The 11,429-nt window shown below is 65.6% G+C and carries 11 protein-coding genes and 1 pseudogene; 2 read left to right on the top strand and 10 right to left on the bottom strand.

What is annotated here, in order from left to right:
• Nucleotides 1–449 precede the first annotated feature (449 nt).
• The 5 genes from ABZ749_RS17750 to ABZ749_RS17730 form a co-directional block, all read right to left on the bottom strand.
• A complete protein-coding gene (locus tag ABZ749_RS17750; RefSeq protein WP_357228967.1) occupies nt 450–1,082 on the bottom strand; it encodes a 2OG-Fe dioxygenase family protein in 633 nt (210 codons plus the stop codon).
• A 129-nt stretch (nt 1,083–1,211) separates the two neighbouring features.
• Entirely contained in the window at nt 1,212–2,147 is a 936-nt protein-coding gene (locus tag ABZ749_RS17745) for a phosphotransferase (RefSeq protein ID WP_357228964.1), read from the bottom strand.
• Nucleotides 2,148–4,832: a hypothetical protein gene (locus tag ABZ749_RS17740; RefSeq protein WP_357228962.1), complete on the bottom strand. Its 2,685-nt coding sequence runs from the start codon at nt 4,830–4,832 to the stop codon at nt 2,148–2,150.
• Nucleotides 4,833–4,947: 115 nt separating this feature from the next.
• On the bottom strand, nt 4,948–5,775 hold the full coding sequence (locus ABZ749_RS17735) for a hypothetical protein (RefSeq protein ID WP_357228959.1): 828 nt from the start codon (nt 5,773–5,775) through the stop codon (nt 4,948–4,950).
• A gap of 390 nt (nt 5,776–6,165) precedes the next feature.
• Nucleotides 6,166–6,417 (bottom strand): transcriptional regulator, encoded by a 252-nt coding sequence (locus ABZ749_RS17730; RefSeq protein WP_357228956.1) that lies wholly within the window; start codon nt 6,415–6,417, stop codon nt 6,166–6,168.
• A gap of 53 nt (nt 6,418–6,470) precedes the next feature.
• On the opposite strand from ABZ749_RS17730, the gene ABZ749_RS17725 reads away from it, so the two are divergent.
• Entirely contained in the window at nt 6,471–7,118 is a 648-nt protein-coding gene (locus ABZ749_RS17725) for a hypothetical protein (protein ID WP_357228953.1), read from the top strand.
• A gap of 9 nt (nt 7,119–7,127) precedes the next feature.
• On the opposite strand, the gene ABZ749_RS17720 is transcribed toward ABZ749_RS17725, so the two are convergent.
• The 5 genes and pseudogenes from ABZ749_RS17720 to ABZ749_RS17700 all read right to left on the bottom strand — a co-directional run.
• Entirely contained in the window at nt 7,128–7,877 is a 750-nt protein-coding gene (locus ABZ749_RS17720; protein WP_357228950.1) for a hypothetical protein, read from the bottom strand.
• A gap of 34 nt (nt 7,878–7,911) precedes the next feature.
• Nucleotides 7,912–8,229: a hypothetical protein gene (locus ABZ749_RS17715; protein WP_357228948.1), complete on the bottom strand. Its 318-nt coding sequence runs from the start codon at nt 8,227–8,229 to the stop codon at nt 7,912–7,914.
• Nucleotides 8,222–8,878 carry a hypothetical protein gene (locus tag ABZ749_RS17710; protein WP_357228945.1) on the bottom strand — a complete coding sequence of 219 codons (657 nt, stop codon included), beginning with the start codon at nt 8,876–8,878 and terminating at the stop codon, nt 8,222–8,224. Before ABZ749_RS17710 ends, ABZ749_RS17715 begins: the two co-directional genes overlap by 8 nt.
• Before the next feature lie 208 nt (nt 8,879–9,086).
• Nucleotides 9,087–10,085, bottom strand: coding sequence for a site-specific integrase (locus tag ABZ749_RS17705; RefSeq protein ID WP_357228969.1), 999 nt, complete (start codon nt 10,083–10,085; stop codon nt 9,087–9,089).
• A 30-nt stretch (nt 10,086–10,115) separates the two neighbouring features.
• Nucleotides 10,116–10,190: pseudogene (locus ABZ749_RS17700) on the bottom strand (hypothetical protein); the annotation flags it as partial.
• A gap of 25 nt (nt 10,191–10,215) precedes the next feature.
• Between ABZ749_RS17700 and ABZ749_RS17695 the strand changes: the two are divergent.
• Entirely contained in the window at nt 10,216–10,425 is a 210-nt protein-coding gene (locus tag ABZ749_RS17695; RefSeq protein WP_357228971.1) for a hypothetical protein, read from the top strand.
• Nucleotides 10,426–11,429 lie beyond the last annotated feature (1,004 nt).

Genomic DNA, 11,429 nt, shown 5'->3' with positions numbered 1-11,429 from the left:
TCGTGTCGCGAGCACCGGCGCCGACCGTCAGCCGGTTGATGCGTTCACGGCGGTGCCGCAGCACAGTGTCAGCCAGTCCGGCGTGCAGCTGCGAGGGCTCCGTAGGTGCCCATCAACATCCGGTGCACCTCGAGGACGTTCGCGGTGAGGATCTGGTCGGCCAGGTCCCGCTGCGATTGCTGACCGGTGGCTGGCTGGTGGGAGGCGGACCGGGAAGCCTTCATCAGGTCGCACGCACGCCTACGCTGTGTTTGCCAGCCTTCTCCGCCTCGATGAACGGGTACACGTTCACCGGGTCTCCTTCGCGAAGGAAGCCAGTCGCCCGCTTCACAAACTCGACGTCCTCCCGCAACCGGCCGTCTCCTGCCGCAGCTCGACGGCGAGGCGGTGTTCCACCGAGCGTTCGGTGAGATTCTGTACGGCGACGGTCGGTGTCGCGATTCGATGTGCTATTTGACGGGCTGATAGCTGCAGAGGATGACGTCCCGCCACCCGCGTCCGGCTGCCTCAATGGGCGAGGCATCGTGACGGAATCGCTCGTCATCCAGGTAGATCGTGTCGCCGGGTTGGAATAGGCGAGTCCGTAGCACTAGAGTGCCGCGGTCATCGAAAACCTCGGTGAGTCCGCCGCTGTCGACACCGGTGACGCCGATAAGATGAATGGAAATGAATTTGAATCCATCGCGGTGGGGGCCCTCCGGTGAAGGCATGCCGAGCCTGCCTCCGTCGCTGACTATACGCACCAGATGGACGTCGACCTGCCAACGTTCCGGCGCTGTGGGTATCACCGCGGTTACCTGGTCCATGTTGACTCGTAGGAGAGCGCGGAGGTAGGCGTTGCGGGCGAGCGCTGGGCCGAGTGGGGCGAAGACGCGGGGTATCCCGCCGGCGAACGCGTTGAGTTCCGCAGGTTGACGGTACGGACGTTCGGGCATCTCGCGGATTTTGCCCGAAGATGACACGTCGAATATCGCGTGCCGCCGGAACCGGTAACGCCCACCGTCGGGTAGATATTCGTCTAAGGGCAGGGCGTGGAAAGCGTCACCTAGCTCCGAGAACGCCGCCGAAGTCGGCTCGGTCATCCGCCACGCGGTTCCGGGTACCAGGAGAAACCCGTCTCGGCGGAGACGGTCGTGGGTGCTTAGATTCAACCACAATGAATGATCATGACCAGCTCGCCCCAGGCCCATATATCGATCTTAGTGCATGCTCTAGTTGTTGAGTAGGCCTCGCGGAGGCATGAATGTGGCCTTGATGCTGCTCACGAGGTCGACCATCTCGCGATATTGATACTGCTTGATCGGGTCCGGTCGACTGAGGTGGTGACGTACGTAGCGAAAATATGCGATCATCGTGGCGGCGTAGATGGTGGCAGCTGGCAGGGCCTTCAACTCGGTTGGGTCTAGCCGACGAGTCGCGGCATACCCGTTGAGGAACGCCGCCATCCGCTGCGGCAGGAACCTCCCCTGGTGCCCGCAGAGCCCTACCAATGCCATGCCTATGTCGATACAAAACAAATCGACAGCCGCAGTCTCCCAATCGATCACGTGAAGCATGCCATCGGGGCCGGTGACGAGGTTGTCGGCGAAGAAGTCACCGTGAACGAGGCCACGCGGCCCCTCAAACCCCAGCTGCGTTTCGGTCTCGGTGAGCTGCTTCGCCACCCAGGCGGCGAACGCGCGATCATGGAACTCCCTGAGTCGGCTCCTCGCTTCCGTAGGCAGCCGTCGATCTTGGCCCGCCAGCCAATCGGGGGCCGGGACTCGGTGCGCGCTGGCGAGAAGCTTCCCGGCCGCGACGTAGCCGGAGTCTGGAAGCGGAACGGCGCTGCTTCCCGGGATGTATTCCTTCGCCAGCACCGACAGGTCGCCGAAGACGCCGAGATCCGCACCGTCGAGCGTCCGGACCAGCCGACTGGTCGGCAACTCGAACCTAGCTAGATGGCGTAGCAGGGCCGCCAGCCGGTGCGCTGTGACCTGGTCATGGTTGTCCAGGATTGTCACCACGTAGTGGCTGGTGCTGGTACGCACCGTGTAGCTACTGTTCGCCGCACCGCCGGCAAGAACCTCGACATTCGCGTCCTGCCATCCGTACTGCCGCAGCACGTCGGCGATCTGCCGCTCAGTCAGAACCGTGTAGCGAGCCACTCATATCCCATCGACGCTTCGTAACGCCTGACGGTCGCGCCGACGCGACTGCACCGTCTCAAGCCACCGGCCGGCCGTCACGTCCCGCTCGTCCACCCACTGTGCGGCCGGTAGCCCATCGTCCGGCGCGCTGGTACCTAACCAAAAATCGACGATCTCGCATAGGTAGGCGAATTGATGACCATGGACCAACGACCTGATCAGCGCTCGCGCCCGCAGCAGTCCGTCGACGTCGGCCAGTACCGCGAAGTGAAACGCGCGCGCGAACTGCGCGTACGCCTCTGGGGACGTCAGCCCACGCTGCCGGGCATCGGACACCAACTGGTCGCATAACTGCTCGGCGTCCACCTCACCAGCCCTACACGCGGCCTCCGCGCACGCGACCAACAGCTCGGCCCAGGCGATCGTGACCGACCTGAGTGCCTCACGCGCCGCGTCGATAGCACTCCGCCCTGCCTCGGCCGACATGAGGGAAGCGGCCCACGCCCGGCACGCCGACGTCAGAGCGATCTCCCCGGGGAGGCGTTCCTCGGACGCCCACGCAATGCCCGCGTCGTATTCTCGGCATGCGTCGTCGAGCCGACCCTGGGTCCAATGCAGCTCGCCGGTCGCCCGATGCCACACCCCGACCAGTGGCCGGCCCTGCAACTGCGACGCCAGTGCCGCGAAGCGCCCCGTGCGGCGCTGAAGGTGGCTAAGCCCGCGCAGCGCAGCGTCAGCCATCCGACGGTTCGGGCCAATCAGCCCCAGCATCTCCCGCTCCGACTCCGCCGGATGCCCCAGGTCACGCTGGCACTCGGCGTGGAAGTAGGCGATGAGATCCCGCGCCTGATCACCGAGCCCGTCAGCCGCGGCGCACCGTTCCAGAAGCCGCAGCGTCTCTCCGCGATGCACTCTCTGCCGCTTGGCGATCGTCTCCAGCGCCACGGCGAGTGTTTGCGCGGGCGTGGTGAGCTGAAGCTCCCTGTCTGGCTCGGTATCCGCCGAGACCCGGGGCCGGAGCGTCGGCTCCCACACACTGTCCTCGACGTACCAGTAGGCGGCGTCCACGAGCCAGTCCAGCTGCAGGCGATACTCATGCGCCAGGCGGAATCCCTGGTTGAGAACGCTAATCAGCGTCCGCCGGTCCCGCAGTAGCCTGCTGCCAACCGCTATTCGACCTAGCGCGATGAGGGCGCGGGCGGCCGCGTCGCTCCAGTCCTGTGGAGTCCAGGAGTCGTCCAAGCCGACGTCGGCCACCCTGACTTGTTCCCGGACCAGGTCATGCAGGTAATACGGCCACCTGCCGTCTCCGGCATGCAGCACCAGCGGACGTTGCACCAACTGCTGTGCTGCCGCCCGGGAGGTGACGCCGGCCGTGACCAACGCGAGATCGACGTCGAATGCGTCCAGCAGGGTTACCGCGCGGAGAATGCTCCGCTCGGCCTGATCCAGGTCACGGAAGACCCGAGCCACAATGCCGGGGAACGGCTCGCTGAAGTCGTCCGGTGTCATCGCCTCTGGCCGGGGCAGCAGATGCAGGAAGCGCATGACCGACAGGTCAAGATAGAGCGGAAGGCCACGGGAGTTCGCGACGATCCGCTGACGGATGTCGGCAGGGATCGCTGGCTGACCGTCCCGGATCAGTCGGGTGCGCAGATACCGATCGCAGTCCCGCGGCGAAAGGAAACCGACTAGGTGCTGGCGAGGCTCACTCGACGTGCCTGCCGCGAGACCGGGCCAGCTCACCGAGCCGGTCCAGTCGAGCCGGTCCGCGAGCCCCGGATCATCCCAGTCGAGCCGGTTGCGGCCAGTCACGACGAACATCGCATTGGGCATCAGCCAGACCATGCGCTGGATCAGACGCTCAAGATCGCGATCGCTGCGACTGCCCACCTGCTCAAATGTGTCGATGAACACGACCAGGCCAATCGGCTCCCGACGCTGCCAACTCGCCAGGTCCCAGGCGAGCAGATGTGGATAGAAGCTCAGGGAATCCAGCGACGCGTCTGCCTCAAGTAGGTCCGGGAGCCGCCGGCAGTCCTTAAGCGCGTGGCGTCGACGCGATCGGTCTCGCAAGGCGGCCACGAGCCCGGGCCCGGTCTGCACCAGCAACGGAAGGCCCGGAACCCCCATCCCGGCCAAACCGATCACCTCGGTCACCGCCTCGCTCAGATGCTGGGGCACCGCCGAAGCCCCCGGGAGTCGACTGAAAAACCCGTGGCGGCTCATGTAGTCGGCTAGCGGCTCACTGTGATTGCGTTCCCAGTACCGGGCGAATGCCAGGTCAAAGGCCGTCATCGGTCGCCCGAGTGGCGCCAGCGCGGCCCGCAGAAGCAGTATCATGCTCTCGAAGTCGTGTCCGGCCTCGCGTGACAGATCTAACCGCGCCGTCAACACCTTCGGCGCCTCAGATATCGCAGGCCAGCCCTCCGGCAAACTCTCATCAGGTGATTCCACGCGTGCCTGCAACTGGCGCGAAAGACTCGTCTTGCCGATGCCTCCCACACCGTAGAAAGTCAGGACATTCGACCGAGGCGATGTCATATCCCCAACTTGGGCGACCGGATCGTCGAGCCCTGCCTGGTGTGCCGCGAAGGCGCTATCAAAGGCGATCCGCTCATCCTCACGGTTGGCGAAGACGTAGACGGCATCGAGACCCTCGACGTTCGTCCTGAACAGCGCACGCAAGTCCCGACGCGGCACGAAGCAACCCCCACATCAGCCAATACCATCGATAGTACCGGCGGTGCGGTCATCACACCTTCCCGAATTCCGCCGCTATCGATCGTCAGAGACGAGGCCCGGGTCGATACCCACGTCAGCGGTGCTGGTTACCTGTCGCCCGCTCCGCGATCACGCGTGCCAAGGCCATCGCCGCGCCTGGATTCGGGCGCAGGAACAAGTTCGGCTCGATCAACTCAAGCTCCATCAGGACTGGACCCCGATCAGGTTCCACGATCAAATCGACGCGCCCGTATACAAGATCGCCGTCGAAAGGCACCGCAGCGAGAGCCTGCCGCCCCAACGCCAGCTCCTCCGCGGACGGCTGCCAGGACACCAGCCCGGGATGAGCCTCCCTAGGCCCATCAATGTCCGCGCCAAGCGCCAACACGCCGCGCTTCCGGATCGCATGCATGAATCGGCCGCCGAAGAAGACCAACGCACGTTCGCCAGCGGTATCGACCGCGTCCCGGTACGGCTGAACCATCACCGTGAGTCCTTCGGCCTGAAGCCTCGCCACATGCCGCGCGGCGTCGGCCTGATCCGCCGCGCCATACCGCCCTGCCAGTCGAGAACCGGCTCCCACCGCAGGCTTCACCACGAACTCGCCCTCGATCGGAAGCCGGATCTCGGCACCGGGGTCGATGTATGTCGTAGGCACCGTCGGAACACCGGCGTCCGCGAGATCCTTCAGATAACGCTTGTCGATGTTCCACCGCAGGACATCCGGCGAGTTCGCCAGCTTGACGCCCGTCTTCGCACACCAGTCGATCCATGCCCGAAACTCCGGCATCCGCACCGGGTAGTCCCACGGGGAACGCACTACCGCGAGATCGACTTCGCCCCACGCAGCGGTTGGATCATCCCACGGCCTGACCGCAACCTCGCAGCCGACCGAGGTGACAGCGTCGGCCAGGATCGGCATATCAATGTCCTCATCAACGCCAGGCCCAGGCCGTGCGGTCACAAGAATTACACGTGGTCTAGTAGTCATCCGTGAATCTTCCAATGCAACGGGCCGGACTGGTCATTGAAACAATGCATACGGAAACGTGTGCGTCGCGAGTCTTCATGCTCCGCCAACTGGCACGGCGCACCCACGTGCCGAGACGCAGAAGCGGGAGACACTACCGACGTCTCTCAACATCATAGGGGCCACATCAGCCAAGGCATATGGCCAAACTCAGCCAGTTCCACCAGTGATCGTTCTCGTTTGTAGGTAGGCCTGCCCCGGTCGCGACAGGGCAGTGGAGCGTTGGCCGCGGCAGTTCCGGCCGGCTCGAAACGAAGCCGACGAAACCCGACAACTACTGGCTCACCTGCGTCGCATGATCGCGTGCAGTGTCCTGCCGCCCCCAACCTCGGTCACATTGATGAGTTCCCACCCCGTGTGGCTGAGGTAGTCGGCGGCGGCGAGCGCCTGGCTGATGCTGTCCCCGCCGGGGGCATAGGCGGCCACGGCAAGGTGCCGGTGGGGGTAGGCGCGGAGATCGACCAGCTGCTGCAGAACCGCCGCCGCGGTGACGGCGCGGGAGCGAGCGACAGATTCAATGGTCTCGCGGGGCATGCCTCGACGATAACGGTAACCAGCACGGGCGATCGCCTGGCGCCGCTGACGGTATGGTCAACAGCGTGAAAGCTCGGTCCCGGAAACGGGCGCTTGTTGTCGGCCTTCTGGTAACGCTCGCGGTTACCGGAGGGTGTGACGACGGCGGACCAGCGACGCCCCGTGCCGTCACCACCTCACCGATCGCTGGTGCTCCCGCCACCAGTAGCCCGGCGCCCACCGTCGGCCCTTCCTACGACGCCACCAACCTCGACCTGTGCCGGCGCACGGACCTGACGCCCCTGGCGGACCTATCGGTGAAGGTCGCTCGTACCGATCCGAAGCCGCCGCTGGCGCGGCAGGGCTCGTCGTGCCTGTTCGAGATGCGCACCGCGGACGACCACCAGGCGAACCTGCTAGTGGAAGCCTCCTCATTGACGAGCGCCGAGGAGGCCGGACGCCTCTACACGGCGACCCAGCAGGTGACAGGCATGACGGCGGACGGCCCCGTCGCCGACGTCGCCGAGGAGGCCGAGGGGTTCGTCAAGCGATCGGACCCTGGCTTCAAGTACACCGAGTACATGATCCACGCCCGGGGCGCCAACCTCGTGGTGAAGGTCTGGCTCGCGGTCGGCGGCGATTCCTACCTGCCTAAAGAGGCACTCGCCGCGAAAGCGCTGGCGATCCTCAAGGCGACCTACACCGCCGTGCCGCACTCCTGACGACAGGCGCTACCCACGCACGGCTTCGGGCCAACGGCCGCCCGGAAGCTTGGAGTAGTCACCGACCTGCGTCGCGATGTCCCGGACGTTACCCAACGCGTCAACGAAACGCTCACCGATCCGCAGGAGAGTGTCCAGCCCCGCGGTGACGATATCGCCGACAGCCTTCGCCAATGTGTCGATGGCCCAGGGAATGTTGATGACAGTCGTCGCGTCGACGGCGGCCTGGGCGAACTTACCCGCCAGATTGGTGACGATCGACGCTAGCTCGACCGCGTAGTCAACATTGGCCCTAGCGATCTTGAACAGCCACTGACTGATGAACTCCGCCTTGAGAACGGACTCGTCAACCGCCGCCCGCTGCTTGACAGCCTTATCGGCGTAGGCGCGGGCCGCGTCGCCGGTCCACTTGACCAGGTTCTGGTCGATCGGCTCACTGATCGCGAACGACAGCTGGGAGACGGGCGTCTTCACCTCGGTGACCCACCGGAAGCTCATCGAAATGAGCGACAGCACCGGCATCTGGTGTTCCAGAGCGTGATCAACCCGGTCCATGACCTCCCGTAGGCCGCGGCGCGCGGCGTCGATGTTGTGCTTGATCCACAGCAGCGCCGCCGGGCCGATGAGCCACGCCCACTCGTTGACCTGAGAGACGACGTCGTTGAACCCCTCGACGGCAAGGTCCACGCCGACGTGGATCTGGTCGAAGGCCTTGTTGAACGGCTCGCCGTATTCCAGGTCCGGCGGTGCGGGCTGCATCGGCTTGGATCCTTCCGGGTCGTAACGTCAGTGCTTAGGCTTTGTAGATCGTGTTGAGGTCCAGCGAGATCACCTCGTCGGCCCGGTCGTAGGCGACGGCCACGCGCCGAAGGGCTTCACCGACCTGCTCAAACTCCGTCGCCGCCCCGGCGAGGATCGCGACCATAAAGGTGTGGAAGTCGCGGTACGCGGCTGAGTGGACGCCGGCGTTGACGTCGCCGATGTAGAAGGCGGAGGCGTCCAAGCTCAGCCCCTCCGTGGCGCCCTTGATGGCGGTAGCGCTGTCGGACAGCTGCAACCATTTGCCGCCCTCGGTGCGCAACGCGTCGGTGATGACGTTCAGCTCATCCACCTGGCCACCCCTCAAGGTCGTGTTGATCTGCCCGTGCCAGGTCGAAGGCGCGAAGGACGGACCGTGCTTCGAACTGCAGCTGACCGGCGTCGGCACGGGCGATCCGTCCCGTGTCGCCGGTGATGCCGACAATGCTGTTCGCGCGAACCTGCAACGTCAGACAGCCGTTGGGGCTGGTCATGACCTGCTCGACCGGGGAAACGCGTAGCTGCGCCACCCGATCCAGCTCCGCGTCGAGACCCTGCAGCGTGCGCCAGGTCGCCCGCGACCACACGTCCTCGTCAAGCTCGGGAGACGCCTGCACCGCGGTTTGGCGTGGCGGTGCCTGCCCCTGCTGAAGTTCCGTCAAGGCGGCCTGTTCCAGTGCGGCGCCGACGGCGGCGCTGTATGCCTCGAAGAGCACGGCCGGGAACCGAGCCACGCCAACCTCGGCGCGCCACTCGCGGCCAACCGTGACGGCTTCCACGCGGCGTTGCGTGTCAATGACGACGAAGACCGATCCGGTCGCATCAGATCCACGGAAACCACCCGTGCGGGAGAGATGCCCACTCTCCCGCAGTAGCTGCCCGACCTGTCGCTGAAGCGCGCCCTCGTCACCGAGGAAATCAAGGCTTGCTAGCGACAGGCGTGGGTCGCGTCTGTCGTTCATCCGTGCCTCGGTTCCTCACGTCAACCAACGAGTGGCCATCGGGCTGATCTCCAGAAGGCAGGACCACCGTACGTGAAACCTTGTCAACTCGCAGTACCCGTGCTCGCCCATCGATGCGACGCCGTCATCGGGCGAACTGGCCGAAAACGCGGATCGGGCAGCTTGCCGATGCCTACGCCTTCGGGCGTAAGACCCACCGTCCCCTTCACTAGGGACGAGTGCTGATAGCAGATACCCGCGCGGTAGCCCGTCCTCGGTGGCGGGAAAGGATTTCGGCGGCGGCGTCGGCTTTGGCGCGTTCGACGTCGAGTTCGGCGATGACCGAGGTGTAGACGTCGGTCATGGCGGCGGAGGAGTGGCCGAGGAGTTCCTGGATGTCTTTGAGGTCGGCGCCGGCGGCTTTGAGGTAGGTGGCGGCGCAGTGCCGCAGGTCGTGTAGCCGGATCGGGGGTAGGTCGGCGTCGCGGACGAGGGTTTCGAAGCGGTCGGTGACGGCGTTGGGGTGCCAGGGCTTCCCGTCGGGTTGGACGAAGAACAGTCCGGTGTCGGGCCAGGTGTGGCCGGCGGCGAGTTTCCACTGGGCGCGGCGGGCGTGGTGGGCGCGCAGGACGACGCGGGTGATGCTGGCCATGGCCATGATCCGGTTGCCGGACTCGGACTTGACCTTCTTGATCACGGGCGTGTAGCCGTGGGTGGCTATCTGTTGGGTGACGCTGATCATCGAGTTGTCGAGGTCGACGGCGGTGTCGGTGAGTCCGACGGCCTCGCCGCGGCGCAGTCCGCGGTGCAGGATGAGCGCGAACAGTGGGTAGAGGGCGATGTCGTGCTCTTCGGCGTGGTCGAGGAACGCGCCGGCCTGCTGTGGGGTCCAGACCATGACTGGGCTGGGCCGTTCACCGGTGTCGCGCCACCGTTGTACGGCTTTGGCGGTCCATACCCGGGCCTTGGGGCGTACCCCGGATGGCAGTTCGATGTGGGCGGCGGGGTTGAAGTCGATGAGCCGGTTGTTGCCGCGGCGGATGGCGTCGTTGAGTGCCTTGCGCAGGGTGGCGCGGATGCGGTGCATGCTGGCCGGTTTGGTGGTGCGCAGGCCGCGGACGCTGGCGCGGGTGGTGGGGTCGTCGCTCTGGCGGGCGATCTCGATGGCGGTGCTGCCCTCGGCGATGGCGGCGAACATGGTCTCGACGTGCTCCACCCGTAGTTTCACCAGGGCGATGGTGCCGAGGTGCGGGACCAGGTGGACGCGGATGTGCGACTCGTAGGCCAGCAGGGTGTTGGGTTGGACGCTGCTGAGGCTGCGGCGGGATGCCAGCCACGACTGCAGGTACTCGCCGACGGTGGTCGTGACGGTGGGGGGGCAGTCCGGCGCGGACCCGTCGGGCGATGGTGTCGCGGTCCGGCAGTGGTGCGCCGGTGGGGACGGCGAGGAGCATGTCGGCGATCTCGGCGGCGACTGCCGGGTCGTCAGCAGCGAGGGCGAGCAGGGCTTTGGCGTGGTCGCGGTCGCCGGTGGCGGCGTCGCGGGTGTCGAAGGTGCTGCGGCGTAGTTGCCGGCGCGCCTGGCCGGGGTGGGTGGGCAGTTCGAGTTGGTAGGCCCACCGGCCGTGGGTGGGATTCCACGCTCCGCTCGGGCAGCGGATGAGGGGGCAACGATTGCCGAGTTTGCGGCCCTCGCCGTCGCGGCACGAACAGCGTTTGAAGGCCGACCCTGTCCTATTCCGGGGTGTCCCACGGATAGGGCGTGGGGCAGTAGGTGGCTGCGGGTTCGGTCGGGGGTGATCCGGGATTGTCTTTCGGACTGGGACTGGGTCGTGTTCCGGCGCTGGTGCCGGCGGCTCGCCACGGTGGTTAGGCGGTAGGTGCAGGGCGTGGAGGATGGCCGCAACGGGCACGCGGTAGCGGCTGCCAAACCGGAGCACAGGCAGGGGGAACTGGTCGGACCTGGCCAGGTGGTACGCGAGCGAACGAGACAGTCCCATGATCCGCGCAGCGGTCGTCAGATCGGTAACTGCGCCCAAGGCGCTGATTCGCTCACCAGTCCAACTGTTGTCTGGGCCGTCGCCGCTCGGTCCGGGCAGTGATACCGGTCCGAGGACATGTTCCGAGGTCTTCATCGCAGAGTGGCCCGCCCAATGAGCAAAAGAGTCGATTCTTGACAGCGAATGGAGGTCAACGTCAAGCGAGGGCTTTTGCGAGCCAGAGCGTCGCCAACCGCAGGAAGCCCGCTACTCCCTGTAGATACTTCGAACCAAGCACTGACAGTGTGTGGTGAAAGTCAGTGGCAGGTGCACCGCATCCCGCCGAGTCGGATATCTGACCTCGATTGCTCGGTCGGGTACTTAGCGACTCTTGTCGGCGAACTCTGTTGGCCGAGTGATCGATGTGTGGGCCGTAGTGGCTCGGGCTAGCGTCGTCGGTCTGGTGCAAGTTTGTGGGGGATGAACTGTGGGATATCGCTTCAACGCTCCGCCGAATTGGCCTACCCCGCCGCAGGGTTGGGCACCCGGTCCTGGGTGGAAGCCGGACCCGGCATGGGGACCTCCGCCGCCGG

Origin of the sequence: Micromonospora sp. NPDC047753 (genome assembly GCF_040642735.1) — a bacterium.
In the GTDB taxonomy this organism is placed as follows: domain Bacteria; phylum Actinomycetota; class Actinomycetes; order Mycobacteriales; family Micromonosporaceae; genus Micromonospora.
Note: the sequence above shows the minus strand (reverse complement) of the source record. Positions and strands in the feature narration are given on the sequence as shown.